Source organism: Bradyrhizobium barranii subsp. barranii (assembly GCF_017565645.3).
Taxonomy (GTDB): Bacteria; Pseudomonadota; Alphaproteobacteria; order Rhizobiales; family Xanthobacteraceae; genus Bradyrhizobium; species Bradyrhizobium barranii.
In genome coordinates this window covers 3,011,087-3,031,805 of sequence record NZ_CP086136.1, presented here as the reverse complement: position 1 = coordinate 3,031,805, position 20,719 = coordinate 3,011,087, and the positions used below count along the sequence as shown (strand labels likewise).

Genomic DNA, 20,719 nt, shown 5'->3' with positions numbered 1-20,719 from the left:
CGGAACCACCCTTTGCCATCCCCGCCCAAGCGCTTAGATTGCGTTTTGCATTTGCGTTTTGGCTCGGGATGCGCCAAGCGACGTCAAGAGCCCGTTCCCTGTGAGGCCGACCTGATGAGCACGCTTCTCCTCTCCCACAAGGCCTGCCTCGACCACGTCACGCCGCCAGGACACCCTGAAAGGCCCGACCGCCTGCGGGCGGTGGAGGAAGCGCTGTCGCAGGAACGCTTCCAGTTCCTGGCGCGCGACCTGGCACCGGAAGGCGATCTCGATCTCGTGACGCTGTGCCACAACGAGCATTACGTCACCGAGCTGCGCCACATCGCGCCGACCAGTGGTCAGGTCTATATCGACGGCGACACCTCGATGTCTCCAGGCACGTGGGAAGCGGTGATGCGCGGCGTCGGCGGCGCAGTGGCTGCGACCGAAGCGGTGATGAATGGCGAGCATCGCAACGCCTTCGTCGCGGTGCGCCCGCCCGGACATCACGCCGAGATCGGCAAGCCGATGGGCTTCTGCTTCTTCGACAATGCCGCGATCGCCGCGCGTCATGCGCAGCGCAAATACGGCATCCAGCGCGCCGCCATCGTCGATTTCGACGTGCATCACGGCAACGGCACGCAGGACATCTTCTGGTCCGATCAGACCGTGATGTACTGCTCGACGCATCAGATGCCGCTGTTTCCGGGTACCGGCGCGAAGGGCGAGCGCGGCGACCACGACACCATCGTCAATGCGCCGCTCGCTTCCGAAGACGGCGGACCCGAATTCCGCGCCGCGTTCGAGCATCTGATCCTGCCGCGCCTCGAAAAATTCAGCCCCGAGCTTCTCGTCATCTCCGCGGGCTTCGATGCGCATTACCGCGATCCGCTGGCCTCGCTGAATTTGCGCGCGGAGGACTACACCTGGGTCACGCGCAAGCTGATGGACCTTGCCGACAAGTCCGCAGGGGGCCGCATTGTTTCGGTGCTCGAGGGCGGCTATGACCTGCAAGGATTGAAAGAATCTGTTACGGCGCATGTCGGCGCCCTGATGGGCGCTTGACGCACCCGCCACATTACGCCCGCAAAACTGCGCTTTTTCTCACGTGAAGCGGGCAATCGGAAACGGATATGGCCGAAAATACCCAAGTCGACGTCTCCAGGCTCACCTTCGAACGCGCCATCGAGGAGCTCGAAACCATCGTGAAGCGGCTCGAGGACGGCAAGGTGCCACTCGAGGAATCCGTGACGATCTACGAGCGCGGCGAGGCGCTGAAGCGCCGCTGCGAGGAATTGCTGCGCCAAGCCGAGGCACGCGTCGACAAGATCACCACCGATGCCAGCGGCCAGGCCACCGGCACCGCACCACTCGACGTGCAGTAAGGTCCCCGTTTCAAGCCGCCCGCCTCAAGCATCGGCCATCTGCAGTTTTTCATGATCGCACGCCGCTGTTTGGGCTTACAGCCCTCGGCGGCCAGGCACTGACATCGAAGAGTTCCCCCGGCCAGGGCCTCTCGGGCTCGCGAATCTGGCCAAAACGGCCTTCCTCTCGCCCAAAATGCAGGCGAGGAACCGGGCAAGACTGGAACCCATCCGCCGGCGCCAGGATTAACCAAGCTGGCCCGCGGGTTGCAGGTGCATACCCCTAAACGACCCTGCGGGTTGGCTTTGGCCCAAGCTTTGGTGTAAAGCTGCGCGGAGTGTGGCTTTTTGCAAGCCTTGCGTGGGCACAAATTACCGACGACAAGCGCTTCAAACTGCTAATGAAATTGGCTGGGACGGACGAAGCCGATCTAAGTGACAGGGATCACAGGGACTGAACCGGAGCGCACCTAAGCTCACCTAAGCTTGAAGACGGGGCCCTGCCCCATGCAGGTGGCTCCGACGGTTTAAGGACTCGCGCTGCGCCGATATTGTGCAAACCCATCGCGCACCGGAACGATCTTCCGGCGCTGACAAATTGGAAATCGCCGTGAACGCATACAGTAAAACGCCGCTTCTCGACACCATCCATACGCCGGATGACCTGCGCAAGCTCAAGATCGAGCAGGTTCGCCAGGTCGCCGACGAGCTGCGGCAAGAGACCATCGATGCCGTCTCGGTGACCGGCGGTCACTTCGGCGCCGGCCTCGGCGTGGTCGAGCTCACCACCGCGATCCATTACGTCTTCGACACGCCGCGCGACCGGCTGATCTGGGACGTCGGCCATCAGGCCTATCCGCACAAGATCCTCACCGGCCGGCGCGACCGCATCCGCACGCTGCGCACTGGCGGCGGCCTGTCCGGCTTCACCAAGCGCAGCGAGAGCGATTACGATCCGTTCGGCGCGGCGCATTCCTCGACCTCGATTTCCGCCGGCCTCGGCATGGCGGTCGCACGCGACCTCTCCGGCGGCAAGAACAACGTTATCGCGGTCATCGGTGACGGCGCGATGTCAGCCGGCATGGCCTATGAAGCCATGAACAACGCAGGCGCCATGAACTCGCGCCTGATCGTGATCCTCAACGACAACGACATGTCGATCGCGCCGCCGGTCGGCGCCATGAGCGCCTATCTGTCGCGCCTCTACTCCGGCAAGACCTATCGCACGCTGCGCGATGCGGCCAAGCAGATCAACAAGCGCCTGCCCAAGATCATCGCCAACCGCGCCAACCGCGTCGAGGAATATTCGCGCGGCTTCATGATGGACGGCGGCACGCTGTTCGAGGAGCTCGGCTTCTATTACGTCGGCCCGATCGACGGTCATAACCTCGACCATCTGCTGCCCGTGCTGAGGAACGTGCGCGACATGGAGACCGGCCCGATCCTGGTCCACGTCGTGACGCAGAAGGGCAAGGGCTACGGCCCGGCGGAAGCTTCCGCCGACAAGTACCACGCGGTCGTCAAGTTCGACGTCGCGACCGGCACCCAGGCCAAGGCCAAGCCGAATGCGCCGGCCTACCAGAACGTGTTCGGCCAGAGCCTCGTCAAGGAAGCGCAGAAGGACGACAAGATCGTCGCCATCACCGCGGCGATGCCGTCGGGCACCGGCGTCGACATCTTCAACAAGGCCTTCCCGGACCGCACCTTCGACGTCGGCATCGCCGAGCAGCACGCGGTGACGTTCGCCGCCGGTCTTGCGAGCGAGGGCTACAAGCCGTTCTGCGCGATCTACTCGACCTTCCTGCAGCGCGGCTACGACCAGATCGTGCATGACGTCGCGATCCAGAACCTGCCCGTCCGCTTCGCCATCGACCGCGCCGGCCTCGTCGGCGCCGACGGCGCGACGCATGCCGGCTCGTTCGACAACGCCTATCTCGGCTGCCTGCCGAACATGGTGATCATGGCCGCGGCCGACGAAGCCGAGCTCGTGCACATGGTGGCGACCCAGGTCGCGATCGACGACCGTCCGAGCTCGCTGCGCTATCCGCGCGGCGAAGGCCGCGGCATCGAGATGCCCGAAGTCGGCGTTCCGCTCGAGGTCGGCAAGGGCCGCATGATTCGCCAGGGCAGCAAGATCGCCTTGCTTTCCTTCGGTACGCGCCTCGCCGAATGCGAGAAGGCGGCCGACGAGCTCGCCGCCCACGGCCTCTCCACCTCGATCGCTGATGCGCGCTTCATGAAGCCGCTCGACACCGAGCTGGTTCTCAAGCTCGCCCGCGACCACGAGATCCTGATCACGATCGAGGAAGGCTCGGTCGGCGGCTTCGGCTCGCATGTCGCGCAGTACCTGACCGATCAGGGCGCGCTCGACGGCGGCATGGTCAAGTTCCGCTCGATGGTGCTGCCCGACGTGTTCCAGGACCACGACACGCCGGCCGCGATGTACGGCCGCGCCGGTCTCGACGCCAAGGGCATCGTCGCCAAGGTGTTCGAGGCGCTGGGCAAGGACGTCAAGGCCGAGACGGTCAAGCTGGCCTGACGGCGAGCTTCGACCTTCGCGAACCAGCGCGACCTTCATGAAAATCTATCTGGCAGGGCCCGACGTGTTCCTGCCGGATGCGGTTGAGATCGGCCGGCAAAAGGCCGTGATCTGCGCTGCGCATGGGCTCACCGGCCTCTATCCCCTCGACAACGCGATCGATCTCACCTCGCCCGACGCCTCGCGGCAGATCTTTTGCGGCAACGAGGCGATGATGGACGAGGCCGATGCCATCATCGCCAACCTCACCCCGTTCCGCGGTGCCGGCGCCGACCCCGGCACCGTCTACGAGCTCGGCTACATGGCCGGCCGCCGCAAGTTTTGCCTGGCCTATTCCAACGACGGCGCCGTCTATGCCGACCGCGTCGGCCGCTTCATGGACGTGACCTCCGAGGACGGACGGCTGGTCGATGCACAGGGGCTGACGGTCGAGGATTTTGGCCTCGTCGACAACCTCATGATGATCCATGCGCTGGAGCTGCACGGCTGCCCGCTGGTGACGCCGGCGCAGATGCCGATCGACGTCTGGCACGATCTGGCCGCGTTCGAGGCTTGCGTCCGGATGGCGGCCGCGCGATTGATCGCTACATAGACGCTTCGACGCTTCAGTCGTCTCCGGAGATCCGATGTCCCCTGCCCGCAAGCGTGCGGATGTTCTGCTGGTCGAGCGCGGCTTGTTCGAGAGCCGGGCGCGGGCGCGCGCGGCGATCGAGGCCGGGCTCGTCACCGCCGACGACAAGCAGGTCGCCAAACCCTCGGAGACGATCGCCGAGGACGCGGTGATCGTGGCCGAGCCTGCGCATCCTTATGTGTCGCGCGGCGGCGTCAAGCTCGCCGGCGCGCTGGAGCGCTACCCCATCGAGATCGAGGACCATGTCTGCCTCGATGTCGGCGCCTCCACCGGCGGTTTCACCGAGGTGCTGCTGGCGAACGGCGCCAGCCTGGTGTTCGCCATCGATGTCGGCACCAGCCAGCTGCATCCTTCGCTGCGCGACCATCCCAAGATCGTGTCGATGGAGGAGACTGACATCCGCAGCTATGATGGCAAGCGGCTGCCGGCGCGGCCCGACGTCGTCGTCATCGATGTCAGCTTCATCTCGCTCAAGACGGTGCTGCCCGTGGCGCTGCCACTGGCAGCGGCGCCGATGAGCCTGCTGGCGCTGATCAAGCCGCAGTTCGAGGCCGATCGAAAGCACAACAAGAAGGGCATCATCCGCGACGCCGCCGTGCATCAGGAGATCTGCGACGACATCGCGGTCTTCGCCGCTTCGCTCGGCTGCACCGACATCGAGGTGTTCCCCTCCCCGATCACGGGCGGTGACGGCAATATCGAATTCTTCCTGGGCGCGCGCCGTGGTTGAGCGCGTGAGGATCGATCACGTCGGCCATCGCGGCGACGGCGTCTCGCTCGCTGCTGGCGATGCCGTCTATGTGCCCTACACGCTTGGCGGCGAGACCGTCGAGGTCGACCACGTCGCCGGCAACCATCCCGACCGCCGCAAGCTGCTCGCGGTCGACGTCGCCAGCCCCGATCGCATCGAGCCGTTCTGTCCGCATTTCGGCATCTGCGGCGGCTGCGCCATCCAGCACTGGGCGCCCGCGCCGTACCACGCCTGGAAGCGCGGCATCGTGGTCGAGACGCTGGCGCAGGCCGGCATCGATTGCGAGGTGGCGCCGCTGGTCGATGCCCATGGCGCGGGGCGCCGGCGCGTCACGCTGCACGGCCGGTTCGGCACGCATGACGTCCTCAAGGTCGGCTTCTCGGCGGCGAGCTCGCACGACGTCATCCCGATCCACCGCTGCCCGATCCTCGATCCCGGGCTCGAGGGTGCGCTCGACGCCGCCTGGGCGCTTGCCGAATCCCTGACGTCCAGAATGGCGGCGACGAAGCCGCTGGACATCCAGGTCACCGCGACCGCCAACGGCCTCGATGTCGACGTGCGCGGCTCCGGCCCGCTGCCGACGCCGCTGGTCACGGCGCTGTCGCGCGTCGCCGAGCAGCATCGGCTGGCGCGGCTGACGCGGCACGGCGAGCTGGTGCTGCAACGCCTGCCGCCGACGGTGCGAATGGGCCGCGCCGAGGTGACGCTGCCGCCGGGCTCGTTCCTGCAGGCAACGGTCGCGGGCGAGGAGACGCTGGCGTCGCTCGTCGCCGAGCGCGTCGGCAAGGCCAAGGAGGTTCTCGACCTCTTCTGCGGCGTCGGCCCGTTTGCCTTGAGGCTCGCCGAGAAGGCGCGCGTCACCGCCTATGACAATGACGCCGGCGCCGTCGCGGCGCTCGTGAAGGCGGCGCGCACACCAGGGCTGAAGCCGATCAAGGCCGAACCGCGCGACCTGTTCCGCCGCCCGCTGGTGCCGCCGGAGCTGCGCGACTTCGACGCCGTGGTGTTCGACCCGCCGCGCCAGGGCGCGCAGGCGCAGGCGCTGAAACTCGCTGCAAGCAAGGTACCCGTCGTGATCGCGGTGTCCTGCAACGCCGCAACCTTCGCCCGCGACGCCCGGCTCCTCATCGACGGCGGCTACAGGATCGAGACCGTGGTCCCGGTCGACCAGTTCCGCCACACGCCGCATGTGGAATTGGTGGCGCGGTTCACGCGCTGAGGCCGTGCCTGCCACCCCAGACTGCTATGCCGACGGCTCGAATTGCGGCTGCCATCGCAGCAGGTAGGACTGCAGCGAGCGTACTGCGATCGCCAACAGGATTCCGACGAACATCATGACGAAGATGGCGACCATCATCTCGCTGGCATTGGCGCGCGCCTCGGCTTCGATGATGAGCTTGCCGAGCCCGCGCTCGGCGCCGATGAACTCGCCGACGATGACGCCGATCAGCGCGAAAGACACCGCCGGCAACAGCGACGCGAACACCCAGGCCAGCGCGGAGGGGATCACCACCGTGCGCAGCACGGTGAGTTCGCTGGCACCGAGCAGACGGGCAGCGGCGATCTGATCGCGGTCGACCGCACGCGTTCCCTCGAAGGTGTTGAAGAACACCACGAAGAACACGACGAGCCATGCGGTAGCGATCTTGGAGAGATCGCCGAGGCCGAAGATCAGGATGACGAGCGGCACCAGCGCGATGCGCGGTATCGAGTTGAGCGCCACGACATAGGGCCCGAACACGCGGGCAAGGAAGTCCGAACGGCCGAGGACCAGGCCGGCCGCTACTCCGCTCGCGGACCCGAAAAGAAACCCCCACCAGGTGTTCTTCAGCGTGACGAGCGTGGCGAGCCACAAATTGTTGTCGTTGCCATTGATGCAGGCGGCGAACCCGGCGGGATCGGCAAAGCAGCCAAGCCGCAGGAAGCTCTGCCAGATCAACGACGGCTTGGCGACGAAATACGGATCGAGGATTTTCGGCACATAGGCCTTCGGCAACAGCGCCTTGCTCCATTCGAAGCCCCACTGCCAGACGACGAGAACCACCGCGAGAATGGCCACTTGCCAGAACAGGATGGCGCTGCGGCTGTTGGACATGATCATTCGGCCCTGGTGCGGCGGAATTCTTCGCCGAGGGAATGCCAGATGTGAGAGTAGAGGCGGCCGAATTCGGCGGTCTCGCGCACGTCCACGGGATCGCGCGGCCGCGGGATGGCGACGTCGAAATCTTCCTTGAGCCTCCCGGGCCGGGCCGAGAGCAGGATGATGCGGCTCGCCAGCGTCAAGGCCTCGCCGAGATCGTGGGTCACGAACAGCACGGTTTGCCGCTCGCGTTCCCAGATCTCCAGCAGCGTCTTGTGCATCTCGAGCTTGGTGTGGGTGTCGAGCGCGCCGAACGGCTCGTCCATCAGCAGGATCTCGGGCTCCATGATCAGCGTGCGCATCAAGGCGACACGCTGGCGCATGCCGCCGGACAGCGTGCTGGGAAAGCACTGTGCAAAGCCGGAGAGCCCGGCCTTCTCGACGGCCGAAGCGACGCGCCCGGCGCGCTCGGTCTTTCGCAGCCCCGCGATTTCCAGCCCATAGCCGATGTTCCGCTCCACGGTTCGCCAGGGAAACAGCGTGTCGCGCTGGAAGACATAGCCGACCCTGCGGTTGACCTTGCCGGGCTCAACCGCGTCCTCATCGATCAGGATGCGTCCGCCCGAGCGGGGCAATAGCCCCGCGACCATGTTGAGGATGGTGCTCTTGCCGCAGCCGGACGGGCCGAGCAGCGCGACGAACTCGCCCTGCTTGACCTCGAAGGAAACGTCATCGACCGCCACGAACTCGCGGCCGGACGCGTTGAAGCGCTTGGCGAGACCTCGCACCGCGATGCGGGTTCGCTCCTCAACCTCGTCTCGCGCGAGCGCGAATCCCGGGCCTGGCGCGGCGATCATTTGTATTTCGCCCTCGCCGCCTGAAGGAAGCTCATGTCGACGACATCCTCGTATTTCGTCTCGGGAATATCCGTTCCCTTGCGGTACCAGGGCTTGGCCCCGCGTTCGAACGAGGACTTGTCGATGACGCCGTCATAGGCCCAGGTCGACTTGTCGAAGCCGAGCTCGGCGCTGACCGCATCGGGGTCGATGCCCGAGAAATATTTCGGCGTGACCAGTGCCTGCACGTCTGCGAGCGGCGTCGCCCTCACGAAAGCCATCGCGCGGTGGATCGCGTTCACATAGGCCTGCACCATCGCCTTGTCCTGCTCGATCGTGTCCTGGAGCGTGTAGATCACCAGCACGGGCAGCGTGCCGCCGAAATCCTTCTCGAATACGCCGGGCTTGGAGGTGTCGTAGATCGTCCTGCCAAAGCCCTTCTTCTCGACCTCGACGATCCAGCTTGGCGGCGCCATGATGGCGTCGAACTGCTTGGTCTGCAGCGACGGGAACATCGTATTGGGTCCGCCGCCGGCGACCCAGTTCACCCTGTCGCCGAGCCCGCGCGTTTCGAACACATAGGTGCCGAACACCCAGGTGCCCGACCCGATCGCGGTGGCCGCGACGATCGGCTTGGCGCCGTCAGGCCGTTTATGCTCGGCGAGCTTCTCGACCGAATTGATACCGCCGTCGTAAAGGTCCTGCCGGACCACGATGTTGGCGTAGGAGCACACCATCTCGGTCGCGAGCAGGATCTTGCAGGGTTTGCCGCGCGCACTGAGCTGGAGCGGATGGCTGGCATCGCCATGCGCGAACAGGGCTTGTCCCGCCGCCAGCGTCTGACGGCCGAACGTGCCGGCGTTTCCGGTGACGAGCTTGGAGTCGAGACCTTCCTCCCTGAAGTAACCCTTCAGCTCGGCAATCATGCCGATGGCGTAGACCGGCGACACCGGCCCGAAGGCGAGCGATACCTGCTTGGTCTCGGCGTGGAGCTGCCCGGGCAGCATCGATGCGCCGGCCAATGTGGAGCCTGCGATCAGCGCCTGGCGTCTGGTGATGTTCATGTGCTCCTCCTTGATTCTTGTTTGATCGATCCGTTCGTCAGGACGGCCCAGGCGCAATCCGGATGGTTCCTGCCTTTTGCAGCGTCTCGATTTCACTCGACGAAATGCCGATCTCGCTCAGGATCTCGCGCGTCTGCTCGCCGATCTGCGGCGGATCGTAGCGGTTGGGCAGCCGGCGGCCGTCCATGGAGATCGGCAACAGCGGCGTTTTTGCCTCGCCGCCGTCAGGCAGGTGAATGTTGGTCAGCCCGCCCGACTGGTTCAGATGCGGGTCGTCGAAGAGATCGCCGGGCTTGTTGACCGGCGCGTAGGGCAGATCGAGCTGCTCGAGGCGTGCCGCGAGATCGGCCTTGTCCCATTGCTTGAAGATCTTCGCGATCTCCGGGATCAGCCAGCCGCGATGATCGACGCGGTCGTTGCTCGTCGCAAAGCGCGGATCGGCAAGCCAGGATTCGCGATCGAAGGCGCGGCAGAACGCCTCCCATTGCTCTTCACCGACGATGGTGACGAACAGCTTCGAGCCGTCCCTGGTGTCGAAGAGATCGTAGACCGGCCAGGGGCTGTCCTTGATCGAATAGGGGATCGAGGGCTGGCCGCTGACCACCTCGCACATCATGGCCTGCGCCATCAGGAACACGTTGTTCTCGTAGAGCGCGCTCTGGATGTAGCGACCGCGGCCGGTACGCTGCCGCTCGGCCAGCGCGGCCTGGATCGCGATCACGCCGAACATGCCGCCCATGATGTCGTTGACCGAGGCGCCGGCGCGCATCGGCCGGTCCGGCAGGCCCGTCATGTAGGCAAGGCCGCCCATCATCTGCACGACCTCGTCCAGCGCGAGGCGGTTCTCGTATGGGCCGGGCAAATAGCCCTTGAGCGAGCAGTAGATCAGGCGTGGCGCAAAAGCGGCGACCGACTCGTAGTCGAGACCGATCCGCTTCAGCAGGCCGGGTCGGAAATTCTCGATCAGGACGTCGCTGCTCTCGATCAGCCGCCGCGCGATGGTCTGGCCTTCCGCGGTCGACGTATCCAGCGCGATGCTGCGCTTGTTGCGGCTGTAGGTGGCGAAGAAGCCGGCAGCGGGCCCCTTGAAATAGCGGGTGCGGTCGCCCTTGGGCGGCTCGACCTTGATCACGTCGGCGCCGAGATCGGCGAGGATCAAGCCGCAGCTCGGCCCCATCACCATCTGGCTGAACTCGATGACACGAAGGCCGGCCAGCGGACGCGGCTCCGTTGCCGCCTCGGATGCAGCCGCCGTCATGCCGCCCTCCGCAGCACCTTGGGAATTCCGGCCTCGTGCAGGTGTCCGGTCAGATGTTTTGCCGGGATATGGCGGACCAGAATTTCGCGCGTCTGCATCAGGCGATCGAGGTCGATGCCGGTGGAAAGTCCCATGCGTTCCAGCATGAACACGAGATCCTCAGTGACGATGTTGCCGCGGGCACCAGGCGCGAAAGGACAGCCGCCAAGTCCTGATACCGCGGCGTCGAAACGCCGGATCCCGGCGTCGAGGCCGGCGACGGCATTGGCGAGGCCGGCACCGAGCGTGTCGTGCAGATGCAGCCGCAGCGTCATCTGCGATCCGACTTCGCGCCTGACGGCTTCGACGATCTGCCTGATCAGTTTCGGGGTGGCATAGCCGACGGTGTCGGCCAGCCCGATCTCGTCGGCACCGGCCTCGGCAAAGGCGCGCGCGACCCGGCACACCGCCGCTTCGCTCACCTCGCCTTCCAGCGAGCAGCCGAAGGAGGTGGCGATCGCGCCCATCAGGTGCGGCCGCCGGTCCGCCGGACTGGCGTCGATCGCGGCGCGGACCGCGCGAAACCCGTCGAGCTGCTCTTCGATCGAGCGGCGCACATTGGCGCGGTTGTGCGTCTCGCTGGCGGAGATGACGAAGTAGACGGCGTCGACACCGGTGGCGATGGCGCGCTCGGCGCCCTTCACGTTCGGCACAAGTGCACCGATGGTCGCGGTCTTGTGCGCAAGTGCGTGCGCCATCACCGCATCGACATCGGCGAATTGCGGCACGACCTTCGGCGGCACGAAGGATCCCGCGTCGATCTCGCGCATGCCGGCGGCGGCGATCGTATCGATCAGCGCGCATTTGGCTTCGGTGGGAACGAACACGTCCAGGTTTTGCAGCCCATCGCGGGGGCCGACCTCGCAAATCAGGACATCCGGCGCATGCGCCATCAGGCTCTCCCTGGTTCGATTGTATATTATTGCGTAAAAGAACAATCCGTGGGACAGTCTGTCAAGCTCAAAATCTGCGTGCACTGCAATGACCGGCTCCGACAATTCCCGACCGCCCGCTTCAAGCAAAGGCGGTTCCGAGCGCGCCGAGCACCTCGCCGGGCTGATCATGGCGCTCGCCCGACGCGAAGGCATGAAGGCTGGCGATCGCTTGATCGAACAACGGCTTGCCGACGCGCTCGATCTTTCCCGCGCGCCGATCCGGCTCGGCCTCAAGGCTCTGGAAGCGGCAGGGCTCGCACGCGGCGAGCCGCATCGCGGGTTCGTGCTGGCCAAGCATCCGACCAGCGGCGCAGCCCAGCCGGCCCTCGCGGCGGTCAGGCGCAGCGAGCAGGTTTATACGTCCATCGCAGGCGACGTGCTCGCAAGCCGGCTGCCGGCTGACGTCACCGAGGCGGAGCTGATGCGCCGCTATGGCCTCAGCCGGGCCGAGCTGCAGCGGCTGCTTGACCGGATCGCTGCCGAGGGCTGGATTGCGCGCCTGCCGGGTTATGGCTGGCGCTTCGCGGAGACTGTCTCGAACCCCGAAGCTCACGCCAAGGCCATGGCGTTTCGCGCGGTGATCGAACCTGCGGCAATCGCGCAGCCCGGCTTTGCGCTGCCGCAGGAGGTGATTGCACGCCTACGCGAGCGCCAGCTGCGCGTATTCGAGGGCGAGCTCGAGAAGATGACGATCGGCGAGGTCTTTCTTTCCGGTTGCGAATTCCATGAGGAGATCATTCGCGGCGCCGGCAATCCCTTCTTTCTTGAATCGCTCCGGCGCGTGAATTCGATCAGACGCCTGTTCGCCTATCGCAGCTTCGCCGACCGCGACGGTATGCGGCGGCACGTGCGCGAGCATTTGCGCCTGCTCGAGGTTCTGGAAACGCGGCGCTACGCCGAAGCGGCGGAGCTGATGGCGAAGCACCTGCAACGCCCGCTGGTGGCGGGCTTGTCGTAGGCCGACGCTGCCGCGCTCAAGCGGGCGGCGAAACGGACGCGTGACCGCTCAACGACGCAAGCCACCCAACGCCGGCGACTCGCCGGGCAGCATCGACGAATTGATGTCGCTGTCCATGCGTCCCGATTGCTGCTGGGTGAAACCGGCGCCGAACGACAGGCTGAGGTTGGAGGTCGGCTTGAACTCGACACCCGCGAACGCGCCGTAGCCGGGCGAGGCGCTGGAGGTGAGCGGGGCGAGCGAGCTGCCGATGCCGCCATTGTATTTCAGCGTGTCGAACCCGGCAAAGAACGTGACGGGCATGCCGCCTGCGGTCTTGTAGTTGTAACCGAACTGCGTGCCATCGTAGGAGAGCGCGCTGAAATTGCCGGCCGGCGCAGGCTGGCTGAGGCCGCCCAGGCCTAGCTTGCCGCGTTCGCTTCCGACGAAGAAACCGGGACGAAAATCATAGCCTGCGTTGGCATCGCCACCCTTGAAGCTCGGAAAATTGCCGTAGCCATCGGAGCCCTGGCCGGCGCTGCCGCCAAAGCCGAAAGGCCCGCCCGGGATCCAATATTGCAAGGGCGCGACTTGCGCATGAGCCGGCGCTCCGCCGAGGCAGAGCACCACGAAGAGAGTTGCGAGACCGCAGGAACGTGCAAGGCTGGACATTCAGGTAACCGTCAAAAAGAGCGGAAATTATATGCCGGGGACCACGCGAATACCAGTGACGCGATGCCGGTAGTCGCGCCATCGAGTTCCAAAATTACGTTATCCTGACGTGTTGAACCTCCTGCGCGACGGATTGACCCACATAGAGGACGCGCGAATGCGAGCCGTCGCTTCGATCCTGATCGGCCGGGGCAGTCCGGCAAGACGCAATTGCGCAGACCTTTGAAAATGCCAGACACAACATGGAGGCTGTCATGGAGGTCGATTCCGACAGGTTGAATGCCTTTATGGGCAAGATGATCACCGAGGTCGGTGCCGCGATGAACGCATCGCTGGTCCTGCTGGGCGACAAGCTCGGCCTCTACCGCGCCCTCGCCGCCAAGGGACCCGTGAACTCTGCCGAACTCGCAAGCGCCACCGGAACGAACGAACGCTACGTCCGCGAGTGGCTGGCGAGCCAGGCGGCTTCTGGTTACGTCGAATACGATTCCACTTCCGGCAAGTTCTCGATGCTGCCGGAGCAGGCGATGGCGCTTGCCGATGATGACAGCCCGGTCTTCCTCGGCGCGGTCGGCAATGTCATTGCCGCGGCGTTCCTCGACGAGCCGAAAATTACGGACGCATTCAAGACCGGCAAGGGCGTCGGCTGGAATCGTCGCAGCGAGTGCCTGTTCTGCGGCACCGCCCGGTTCTTCCGCACCGGCTACATGCATCATCTGGTGCAGGAGTGGCTGCCCGCGCTCGAAGGCGTCGTGGACAAGCTGAAGCGCGGCGCCAAGGTCGCCGACGTCGGCTGCGGGCACGGCGTCTCGACCCGGCTGATGGCGGAGGCCTTCCCGAACTCCCGCTTCTACGGCTTCGACTATCACGAGGGCTCGATCGCGGCCGCACGAAAGGCGGCCACTGAGGCAAAGCTGGGCGATCGTGTCAGCTTCGCGGTTCACTCGGCGAAGACCTATCCGGCCGAGGGCTACGATCTCGTCTGCTTCTTCGATTGCCTGCACGACATGGGCGATCCCGTCGGCGCCATCAGCCACGTGCGCGAGACCATGGCCAAGGACGGCACCTGCATGCTGGTCGAGCCGTTCGCAGGCGACCGCCTCGAAGACAATCTCAATCCTGTCGGGCGGGTCTATTACGCGGCATCGACCATGATCTGCACGCCGGCCTCGCTCGATCAGGAGGTCGGCCTCGCGCTCGGCGCTCAAGCCGGCGAGGCAAGGCTGCGCAAGGTCGCCAGCGAAGGCGGCCTGTCGCGCTTCCGCCGCGCCGCCGAAACACCCTTCAACCTGATCCTGGAGGCCCGGATCTGATCCAACGGCGGACGCGCGCGGCCGGCGATGTCAGGCCGCGTCGTCCGCTCCCATACCGAACGTGAGCTGATTGCCGTCGGCATCGACGACGTCGAAATCGCGCATACGATAGTCGCGGTCCTCCGGCCGGTTGAGCAGCCTGGCACCGCGTCCCGATAGTTCGGCGTAGATCTGATCGACGTCCCTGACGAAGATGCAGATGCCGCCGTGCCCGGGCAACCGCTTCGTTACCGCCGCCGCAAGCAGATGCAGGCCGACCTCGTCGCGGCAGAGGCAGGCGTAGGACGGAGGCTGACCGTATTCGAAGGTGACCTCGAAGCCGAGCACATCGCGGTAATAGGCGAGGCTAGCTGTGATGCCGGACACGACGAAGACGGTGGCGGAGCCGGCCATCATCGGGTGTTCGTCGGTCATTGGTCCCTCCATCCGGCAAGCAATCTCCTGCACGCAGCCTAGCATGCGCGCTGGAGGTCTTGCACGGCCCAAGCCGCACCATAAGCTGTCGCCGAACAAGGCGGAAGCGCCGAACGACAGCATCCCGCCGCTGCTGCCGCCGCTCGCCGCGAAATAACCGCGCCACCACCGCGATCGATGCCGCACGTTTCCCGAAAGCATGGGGAACCCGGTGACATCTGACAATCCCGTCGCTTACGAACGCGTCGACAACATCGCCCGCATCACGCTGCGCCGCCCGCCCGTCAATGCACTGAGCCTCGAGGTCATCCGTGCGGTGGTCGCGGCCCTGCGTCGCGCGGCGAACGATCCGGAAGCGCGCGTTGTCGTGCTGGCGAGCGCGATCGCCAAGCGCTTTTCGGCCGGCCTCGACCTCGACATCCTGCTGGGCAAATCCGGCGCCGAGATCCGCGAATTCCTCCAGGCGCTCTATATCGACCTTTACGACGCCCAGTATGGGCTCGGAAAGCCGTCGATCGCCGCGGTCGGAGGAGCAGCGCGCGGCGGCGGCATGACCATGGCGGTGTCCTGCGACGTGGTGCTGGCAGCCGAGAGCGCGACGTTCGGCTATCCTGAGATCGACGTCGGCGTCATTCCCGCGATCCACTACGCGCATCTGCCGCGCATCGTCGGACGTCATCGCGCTTTCGAGCTGCTGTTCACCGGCCGCGTCTTCACCGCCGTGGAGGCGCGCGAACTCGGCGTGGTGAACCGCGTCGTCGACGATGCCGGGCTCGAGGCCGAGGTGCTGAAGCTCGCTGCGCAATTCGCCGGCAAGTCGGCCGCCGTGCTGCGGATGGGCCGCGCCGCCTTCATGCGCCAGATCGATCTCGATTACCGGCGCAGCATCGCAAGTGCAGTGGACGATTTCTGCAATGTCGCGACGTCGGACGAAGCGCAGGAGGGTTTGAGGGCGTTCGTGGAGAAGCGGGCGCCGAAATGGTGAGGGGGCCGCAGGCCGCCCGGGGCGGCTGAGGTTCAGGCCGTCTTGTCCACCGAGGATGACGAATCCGCAGGCGGATATTTCGTCACCGGCACAGTGAAGGATTTGGAGCCGACCTGGTAGATGATCTTGCCGCTTTGTCCATCGTCGGTCGAGATCTGCGACTGCCCGAACATGATGACGTTCCTGTAGACGTAGCCGGTGCCCTGGCGGGTGATACCGTCGGTGGTGACGCTGACCGTCGCCTCCTTGCCGTTAATGGCCAGCACGCGAAAGCTCGCGCTCTTGCCGATGTCGGCAGAATAGCCGCCCCAGCTTCCCATGAGGATGCTGTCGGAACCCGGCGCCGCCTGTTTCTGCAAAGTCGCGCTCTGCTTGCCAACGCCCGAGGAGAACAGGAGCACCAGGTTCTTGCCATCCTTGGTGCCGACCGTGACGTTGCCGTAGCTTATGGTTGCACCATTGACCTCGCCGATACCGCGCTCGGTGTACCCGTTATGGGTGTACTCGATCTGGGCCCTGGCCCCGCGGATGTTCACGACCTTGAAGCCGACGGCCTGGTTGTTGCCTGCCCAATTGCCCTTCCAGTCGCCCACCAGACTGCTCTGGTGATACACCCGCTCGTTGGCGGGCGAAATCTGGCTGGTGCTCGATGTGACGATGGCCATTGGATTGCTCGGCGGATTTGTCTGACAGACCCGCTTCTGTTCGCGCGCCGGACGGCGAAGTCAGAACTTTATCCGGAAACAACGGGAAGCAGGCCGATTAGGGCCACGCAGCAGTTAACGCGTGGTTAAATTCGACCGCGGGCGGGACAGGGCAAAAGGTCTCATTCGGGGTGGTGCGGATCAGCGCCCCCAGCGGTCCGACCAGATCTTCTCACCGATCAAGCAGCTGACCCGCGGCTCCTTGTCGGCAACGCGCCTCACGGGGCGCTCCGGCATGCGGCCCGCGACCTCCATCAGGAGCTTGGTGCGGATCGCTTCCTTAAACTTGTCGCGATCCTTGATCGTGATGACGAAGGAGCCGGGACCGCCGATGACGCAGTCCTCGTAGTAGTAGTCGAGATTGTCGATATCCATGGTCGAATAGGACGGCTCCTTGACCATGATCGGCAGGCCGTTGATGACGATGCCCTTCTCGAGCGCAGCGTCGCGCGCCGCCGTCACCGGGCCGCCATTGTTGTTGGGGCCGTCACCGGAAATATCGATCACGCGGCGCAAGCCGCGATAGGGATCCTCGTCGAACAACGGCATTGCGAACGCGATCGCCCCGGAGATCGAGGTGCGCGAGGCGCGCCGGATCGGCGTCTTCAAGATTTCGGCGGCGACCGCGTCGGCCGTCTCCGGTCCGTCGACCAGCCGCCACGGGATGATGATCTTCTGATCGCTGGACGCGGCCCATTCGAAGTAAGTCACCGCGATCCGGCCATTCGGCCCGAGCTTCAGCGCCTGGAGGAATTCCTTCGACTGGATCGCCTGCGCATAGCCTTCGCGCTGGATTGCGAGTTCGTCCATGTCCATGGAGTAGGACACGTCGACCGCGAGGACCAGCTCGACATCGACCGTCTGCGCGTCCCGATCGGCCGCTAGCCGTTGTGGCGAACTCTTGCTCGGTTCAAATTTGGGCCCTGGTGCCGCGATGCCCGCGACGTCCCCTCCGGCGAGCACGCCGGCCACCAGCACAGCCCCGATCGAGAACAGCATGCGCATCGCAGTCTCCCGTCGTATGACGCGATGGTGACATGCAATCGCCTTGCCGCAAAGTCCGAAGATCGCTTGCGCTTCACATTCCGGTTAGGAATTCGCGAGTTGGGAATGCGCACGTCACGCAAAGCTGCCGCCGTGTTGCCGCGCTTGCGCCACGGGGACATGCGCGATCGCTCACGCCATCATTCCGGAGCGTCCCGCAGCATCGAGCCGAGGACAGACCTTCCCCGCGCACTTGTCCGGTGCGATTTCCATGCTAGGCTGACCATACAGATGGGGATGGAGTCCCCCGACAACCGCCCGTCGGCCTGTGACCGTAGTGGGCTGATGACTCCTGCTCAAGGAGGGGCAATCTCAAAGCCTCGGCCTTTGGCGGGAGCATGGACAAACCCGCCGATGGCGGGTTTTTTGTTGCCTGAAGGCGAAGGTCAGGGCGTGACGACGACGACACCGAATGCTGCGCGTGCGGGGCTGCCCAGGGGGATCTGGGTGCTCGGCTTCGTCTCGATGCTGATGGACGTCTCCTCCGAGATGATCCACGCGCTGCTGCCGGTCTATCTCGTCACCGTGCTCGGGGCCTCCACGCTGACGGTCGGCTTCATCGAGGGCATTGCCGAAGCGACCGCCTCGATCACGAAGATCTTCTCCGGCGCATTGTCCGACTGGCTCGGCCGGCGCAAGCTCCTCGCAGCGCTCGGCTACGGGCTGGCCGCGCTGACAAAACCGCTGTTCCCGCTTGCGCCCAGCGTCGGCTGGCTGATTGCCGCGCGCTTCATCGACCGCGTCGGCAAGGGTATTCGCGGCGCACCGCGCGATGCGCTGATCGCCGATATCGCACCTGCGGGTCTGCGCGGCGCGAGCTTCGGCCTGCGGCAGTCGCTCGACACCATCGGCGCATTCGTCGGACCGCTCGTGGCGATCGGCCTGATGTGGTGGACGGCAGATAATTTTGCCCTTGTCTTCTGGGTGGCGGTGCTGCCGGCCTTCCTGTCTTTCGGCCTGATCGCATTCGCGGTGAGCGAGCCGGAGCCGGACCCAAGCCGGGAGGCTACGAAGGATCCGCTGAACACCTCCGCCATGCGGCAACTCGGATCCGTGTACTGGCGCGTCGTCGCGGTCGGCGTGGTGTTCACGCTCGCGCGCTTCAGCGAGGCCTTTTTGATCCTGCGCGCGCAGAACATCGGTCTCTCGGCGATGTGGGTGCCGGCGGTGCTGGTGCTGATGAACGTGGTCTATGCCCTGTCGGCCTATCCGGCCGGCGTGCTGTCGGACCGGATCAACCGGACCGGCCTGCTCGCGCTCGGCCTCGTCTTCCTCGCGGCCGCCGATCTAGCGCTCGCGCTGCTGCCGAACCTCGCGGGCCTCGCGCTCGGCGTCGTGCTGTGGGGGCTGCATATGGGATTGACCCAAGGCCTGCTGTCGGCCCTCGTCGCCGACGCCGCGCCGCCGAGCCTGCGCGGCACCGCCTTCGGCTATTTCAACCTGTTCACGGGACTGGCCTTGCTGGCCGCAAGCGTGATCGCCGGCGCGCTGTGGGATGCCTACGGTCCGGCGGGCACGTTTTTGGCCGGGCTCGGCTTCGCGCTGGTCGCGCTCGTAGGGCTGCTCGCCGTCGGCAATGGTCTGGCAGCGGAGGACAAATGATGATGGAGGGGCGTTCGTCGTGTTGAGCGGAGTGATCGCAATCGTGGTCGGCAGCGTTCTCGGCGGCTGCGCGCGCTATTTCGTCTCGGGCGCGATCGCGCGGCGGCTGGGAGAGACCTTTCCCTGGGGCACCATGACCATCAACATCACCGGCGCCTTCCTGATCGGCATTTTCGGCGCGCTGGCAACCCATCCCGGCTCGATCTTCGCCTCCCCCAATCCCTGGCTGTTCGCGGTGACCGGGTTCCTCGGCTGCTACACCACGGTGTCCTCGTTCAGCCTGCAAACGCTGACGCTCGCGCGCAACGGCGAGCCGATGCATGCGCTCGGCAACGTCGTGTTCTCGGTCGGGCTTTGCCTTGCCGCCGTCAGTTTCGGCTTTGTCCTCGCTGACGGTCTTGGAGGCTAGAAGCGGATGGCCGTTCCCTCCTCCACCGACCGCTGGCGCAGCGCGATGCTCTATGCCTGGGTTTCCTTCGGCAGCGTCCTTGGCGGCCTCGCGCGCTACTTCGTCTCCCTCGTGCTCGACACCGGCCCGGGCTTCCCCGTCGCGACGCTGTTCATCAATGCCACGGGATCGCTCATCATCGGCTTCTACGCAACGCTGACCGGCCCCGACGGCCGCATGCTGGCGCGGCCCGAGCACCGGCAATTCGTCATGACCGGGTTTTGCGGCGGATACACCACCTTCTCGGCCTTCAGCCTGGAGACCTTCCGCCTGTTCCACGGCGGCATGAAATACACGGCACTCGCCTATGTCGCGGCATCCGTCATCTGCTGGCTGGTGTCCGTGTGGCTCGGTCATATGATGGCAAGCCGCTACAACCGCTTGACGAGGAGCTGACCATGCAAATCCCTAATCAGGCTGTTTCGCTCCGGATCTTCATCGGCGAGAGCGACCATTTCGGCGGCAAGCCGCTTTACGAAGCGATCGTGATGACGGCGCGCGAGCGGCATCTCGCGGGCGCCACCGTGCTGCGCGGCCCGATGGGGTTCGGCAAGTCGAGCCGGCTACACACCTCGAAGATCCTACGGCTGTCGGAAGACCTGCCGCTGCTGATCGAGATCGTCGACAGCGAGGACAGCATCAACGCATTCCTGCCCATCCTGGATGGCATGATGTCGAGCGGCCTGATCACCTTGGAGAAGGTGCAGGTCCTGCAATATGGTGCGAGGGCCGCACACTGAGCACCGCGGCTGAACCAAGCCCGCCGTTTCCGGGAGGCGGAATGAACGACACCGTTACCAAGCCGAAAACCAGGACGAAGACCAAGGTCGAGCGGCCTAAGCTGCACAAGGTCATCCTGATCAACGACGACTTCACGCCACGCGAATTCGTCACGATGATCCTCAAGGCCGAGTTCCGCATGACCGAGGATCAGGCCTACAAGGTCATGATCACCGCGCACAAGCTGGGCGCCTGCGTGGTCGCCGTGTTCACCAGGGACGTCGCCGAAACCAAGGCCACCCGGGCCACCGACGCCGGCCGCGCCAAGGGCTATCCGCTGCTGTTCACGACGGAGCCCGAGGAATAGGGCTTCATCTTGCGACAATGAATGATCTTGACCTCAT

23 protein-coding genes and 1 riboswitch are annotated in these 20,719 nt (G+C 65.2%); of the genes, 14 read left to right on the top strand and 9 right to left on the bottom strand.

Features of this window, described 5'->3' with window-relative positions:
* Positions 1–114: 114 nt before the first annotated feature.
* From J4G43_RS14625 to J4G43_RS14600, 6 genes are all read left to right on the top strand, one after another.
* Entirely contained in the window at positions 115–1,044 is a 930-nt protein-coding gene (locus J4G43_RS14625; protein WP_208085214.1) for a histone deacetylase family protein, read from the top strand.
* A 68-nt stretch (positions 1,045–1,112) separates the two neighbouring features.
* On the top strand, positions 1,113–1,364 hold the full coding sequence (locus tag J4G43_RS14620) for an exodeoxyribonuclease VII small subunit (RefSeq protein WP_008132970.1): 252 nt from the start codon (positions 1,113–1,115) through the stop codon (positions 1,362–1,364).
* Positions 1,365–1,953: 589 nt separating this feature from the next.
* Entirely contained in the window at positions 1,954–3,882 is a 1,929-nt protein-coding gene (gene dxs, locus J4G43_RS14615; protein ID WP_208085213.1) for a 1-deoxy-D-xylulose-5-phosphate synthase, read from the top strand.
* Between the two features lie 37 nt (positions 3,883–3,919).
* Positions 3,920–4,474, top strand: a complete 555-nt coding sequence (locus J4G43_RS14610; protein WP_208085212.1) for a nucleoside 2-deoxyribosyltransferase — start codon at positions 3,920–3,922, stop codon at positions 4,472–4,474.
* A gap of 34 nt (positions 4,475–4,508) precedes the next feature.
* Entirely contained in the window at positions 4,509–5,243 is a 735-nt protein-coding gene (locus J4G43_RS14605) for a TlyA family RNA methyltransferase (protein WP_208085211.1), read from the top strand.
* Positions 5,236–6,483, top strand: a complete 1,248-nt coding sequence (locus J4G43_RS14600) for a class I SAM-dependent RNA methyltransferase (protein WP_208085210.1) — start codon at positions 5,236–5,238, stop codon at positions 6,481–6,483. The genes J4G43_RS14605 and J4G43_RS14600 overlap by 8 nt, the downstream gene beginning before the upstream one ends.
* Positions 6,484–6,507: 24 nt before the next feature.
* Here J4G43_RS14600 and J4G43_RS14595 read toward each other — a convergent pair whose 3' ends face one another.
* From J4G43_RS14595 to J4G43_RS14575, 5 genes are read right to left on the bottom strand one after another with little or no spacing between them, the layout of a single operon-like run.
* The gene (locus J4G43_RS14595; protein ID WP_321576329.1) at positions 6,508–7,365 is read right to left on the bottom strand and encodes an ABC transporter permease; all 858 of its coding nucleotides are present in this window, start codon (positions 7,363–7,365) and stop codon (positions 6,508–6,510) included.
* Entirely contained in the window at positions 7,362–8,201 is an 840-nt protein-coding gene (locus J4G43_RS14590) for an ABC transporter ATP-binding protein (protein WP_208085209.1), read from the bottom strand. Before J4G43_RS14590 ends, J4G43_RS14595 begins: the two co-directional genes overlap by 4 nt.
* Positions 8,198–9,244 (bottom strand): ABC transporter substrate-binding protein, encoded by a 1,047-nt coding sequence (locus J4G43_RS14585; RefSeq protein ID WP_208085208.1) that lies wholly within the window; start codon positions 9,242–9,244, stop codon positions 8,198–8,200. Before J4G43_RS14585 ends, J4G43_RS14590 begins: the two co-directional genes overlap by 4 nt.
* A gap of 37 nt (positions 9,245–9,281) precedes the next feature.
* The gene (locus J4G43_RS14580; RefSeq protein ID WP_208085207.1) at positions 9,282–10,502 is read right to left on the bottom strand and encodes a CaiB/BaiF CoA transferase family protein; all 1,221 of its coding nucleotides are present in this window, start codon (positions 10,500–10,502) and stop codon (positions 9,282–9,284) included.
* Positions 10,499–11,434 carry a hydroxymethylglutaryl-CoA lyase gene (locus J4G43_RS14575; RefSeq protein WP_225004892.1) on the bottom strand — a complete coding sequence of 312 codons (936 nt, stop codon included), beginning with the start codon at positions 11,432–11,434 and terminating at the stop codon, positions 10,499–10,501. Before J4G43_RS14575 ends, J4G43_RS14580 begins: the two co-directional genes overlap by 4 nt.
* 88 nt (positions 11,435–11,522) lie before the next feature.
* Here J4G43_RS14575 and J4G43_RS14570 point away from each other — a divergent pair, with 88 nt between their 5' ends.
* On the top strand, positions 11,523–12,434 hold the full coding sequence (locus J4G43_RS14570; RefSeq protein WP_208085205.1) for a GntR family transcriptional regulator: 912 nt from the start codon (positions 11,523–11,525) through the stop codon (positions 12,432–12,434).
* Between the two features lie 48 nt (positions 12,435–12,482).
* On the opposite strand, the gene J4G43_RS14565 is transcribed toward J4G43_RS14570, so the two are convergent.
* Positions 12,483–13,085 carry a hypothetical protein gene (locus J4G43_RS14565; protein WP_208085204.1) on the bottom strand — a complete coding sequence of 201 codons (603 nt, stop codon included), beginning with the start codon at positions 13,083–13,085 and terminating at the stop codon, positions 12,483–12,485.
* A gap of 254 nt (positions 13,086–13,339) precedes the next feature.
* Between J4G43_RS14565 and J4G43_RS14560 the strand changes: the two genes are divergently transcribed.
* Positions 13,340–14,398 (top strand): class I SAM-dependent methyltransferase, encoded by a 1,059-nt coding sequence (locus J4G43_RS14560; protein WP_208085203.1) that lies wholly within the window; start codon positions 13,340–13,342, stop codon positions 14,396–14,398.
* Positions 14,399–14,428: 30 nt separating this feature from the next.
* On the opposite strand, the gene J4G43_RS14555 is transcribed toward J4G43_RS14560, so the two are convergent.
* A complete protein-coding gene (locus J4G43_RS14555) occupies positions 14,429–14,812 on the bottom strand; it encodes a bleomycin resistance protein (protein ID WP_208085202.1) in 384 nt (127 codons plus the stop codon).
* 211 nt (positions 14,813–15,023) lie between these two features.
* On the opposite strand from J4G43_RS14555, the gene J4G43_RS14550 reads away from it, so the two are divergent.
* Positions 15,024–15,797 (top strand): enoyl-CoA hydratase/isomerase family protein, encoded by a 774-nt coding sequence (locus J4G43_RS14550; protein ID WP_225004889.1) that lies wholly within the window; start codon positions 15,024–15,026, stop codon positions 15,795–15,797.
* 32 nt (positions 15,798–15,829) lie between these two features.
* On the opposite strand, the gene J4G43_RS14545 is transcribed toward J4G43_RS14550, so the two are convergent.
* On the bottom strand, positions 15,830–16,462 hold the full coding sequence (locus tag J4G43_RS14545) for a hypothetical protein (RefSeq protein ID WP_028148196.1): 633 nt from the start codon (positions 16,460–16,462) through the stop codon (positions 15,830–15,832).
* Between the two features lie 180 nt (positions 16,463–16,642).
* Complete coding sequence (locus J4G43_RS14540; RefSeq protein WP_208085200.1) at positions 16,643–17,506, bottom strand: DUF1194 domain-containing protein; 864 nt, start codon at positions 17,504–17,506, stop codon at positions 16,643–16,645.
* A gap of 263 nt (positions 17,507–17,769) precedes the next feature.
* Positions 17,770–17,847: riboswitch (Fluoride riboswitch) on the top strand.
* 52 nt (positions 17,848–17,899) lie between these two features.
* Between J4G43_RS14540 and J4G43_RS14535 the strand changes: the two genes are divergently transcribed.
* Genes J4G43_RS14535 through clpS form a run of 5 tightly spaced genes read left to right on the top strand, consistent with a single transcriptional unit; the run spans position 17,900 to position 20,682 of the window.
* Positions 17,900–19,147: an MFS transporter gene (locus J4G43_RS14535; RefSeq protein ID WP_210387331.1), complete on the top strand. Its 1,248-nt coding sequence runs from the start codon at positions 17,900–17,902 to the stop codon at positions 19,145–19,147.
* Positions 19,122–19,556: a fluoride efflux transporter CrcB gene (gene crcB, locus J4G43_RS14530; RefSeq protein WP_208085199.1), complete on the top strand. Its 435-nt coding sequence runs from the start codon at positions 19,122–19,124 to the stop codon at positions 19,554–19,556. Before J4G43_RS14535 ends, crcB (J4G43_RS14530) begins: the two co-directional genes overlap by 26 nt.
* A 6-nt stretch (positions 19,557–19,562) precedes the next feature.
* Entirely contained in the window at positions 19,563–19,991 is a 429-nt protein-coding gene (crcB, locus tag J4G43_RS14525; protein WP_208085198.1) for a fluoride efflux transporter CrcB, read from the top strand.
* Between the two features lie 2 nt (positions 19,992–19,993).
* The gene (locus J4G43_RS14520; RefSeq protein WP_208085197.1) at positions 19,994–20,335 is read left to right on the top strand and encodes a DUF190 domain-containing protein; all 342 of its coding nucleotides are present in this window, start codon (positions 19,994–19,996) and stop codon (positions 20,333–20,335) included.
* 41 nt (positions 20,336–20,376) lie between these two features.
* Positions 20,377–20,682, top strand: a complete 306-nt coding sequence (gene clpS, locus J4G43_RS14515; RefSeq protein WP_014497217.1) for an ATP-dependent Clp protease adapter ClpS — start codon at positions 20,377–20,379, stop codon at positions 20,680–20,682.
* Positions 20,683–20,719: the final 37 nt, after the last annotated feature.

Excerpts from the sequence above, each read along its gene's own strand:
- J4G43_RS14605 (WP_208085211.1), top strand. The coding sequence starts at position 4,509 with ATGTCCCCTGCCCGCAAGCGTGCGGATGTTCTGCTGGTCGAGCGCGGC.
- J4G43_RS14565 (WP_208085204.1), bottom strand. The coding sequence starts at position 13,085 with ATGTCCAGCCTTGCACGTTCCTGCGGTCTCGCAACTCTCTTCGTGGTG.
- J4G43_RS14545 (WP_028148196.1), bottom strand. The coding sequence starts at position 16,462 with ATGGCCATCGTCACATCGAGCACCAGCCAGATTTCGCCCGCCAACGAG.
- J4G43_RS14625 (WP_208085214.1), top strand. The coding sequence starts at position 115 with ATGAGCACGCTTCTCCTCTCCCACAAGGCCTGCCTCGACCACGTCACG.
- J4G43_RS14540 (WP_208085200.1), bottom strand. The coding sequence starts at position 17,506 with ATGCGCATGCTGTTCTCGATCGGGGCTGTGCTGGTGGCCGGCGTGCTC.
- J4G43_RS14595 (WP_321576329.1), bottom strand. The coding sequence starts at position 7,365 with ATGATCATGTCCAACAGCCGCAGCGCCATCCTGTTCTGGCAAGTGGCC.
- J4G43_RS14535 (WP_210387331.1), top strand. The coding sequence starts at position 17,900 with ATGGCGGGTTTTTTGTTGCCTGAAGGCGAAGGTCAGGGCGTGACGACG.
- J4G43_RS14520 (WP_208085197.1), top strand. The coding sequence starts at position 19,994 with ATGCAAATCCCTAATCAGGCTGTTTCGCTCCGGATCTTCATCGGCGAG.
- crcB (WP_208085199.1), top strand. The coding sequence starts at position 19,122 with ATGGTCTGGCAGCGGAGGACAAATGATGATGGAGGGGCGTTCGTCGTG.
- J4G43_RS14590 (WP_208085209.1), bottom strand. The coding sequence starts at position 8,201 with ATGATCGCCGCGCCAGGCCCGGGATTCGCGCTCGCGCGAGACGAGGTT.
- crcB (WP_208085198.1), top strand. The coding sequence starts at position 19,563 with ATGGCCGTTCCCTCCTCCACCGACCGCTGGCGCAGCGCGATGCTCTAT.
- J4G43_RS14610 (WP_208085212.1), top strand. The coding sequence starts at position 3,920 with ATGAAAATCTATCTGGCAGGGCCCGACGTGTTCCTGCCGGATGCGGTT.
- J4G43_RS14570 (WP_208085205.1), top strand. The coding sequence starts at position 11,523 with ATGACCGGCTCCGACAATTCCCGACCGCCCGCTTCAAGCAAAGGCGGT.
- J4G43_RS14555 (WP_208085202.1), bottom strand. The coding sequence starts at position 14,812 with ATGACCGACGAACACCCGATGATGGCCGGCTCCGCCACCGTCTTCGTC.
- J4G43_RS14580 (WP_208085207.1), bottom strand. The coding sequence starts at position 10,502 with ATGACGGCGGCTGCATCCGAGGCGGCAACGGAGCCGCGTCCGCTGGCC.
- J4G43_RS14585 (WP_208085208.1), bottom strand. The coding sequence starts at position 9,244 with ATGAACATCACCAGACGCCAGGCGCTGATCGCAGGCTCCACATTGGCC.
- J4G43_RS14620 (WP_008132970.1), top strand. The coding sequence starts at position 1,113 with ATGGCCGAAAATACCCAAGTCGACGTCTCCAGGCTCACCTTCGAACGC.
- J4G43_RS14560 (WP_208085203.1), top strand. The coding sequence starts at position 13,340 with ATGGAGGTCGATTCCGACAGGTTGAATGCCTTTATGGGCAAGATGATC.
- clpS (WP_014497217.1), top strand. The coding sequence starts at position 20,377 with ATGAACGACACCGTTACCAAGCCGAAAACCAGGACGAAGACCAAGGTC.
- J4G43_RS14575 (WP_225004892.1), bottom strand. The coding sequence starts at position 11,434 with ATGGCGCATGCGCCGGATGTCCTGATTTGCGAGGTCGGCCCCCGCGAT.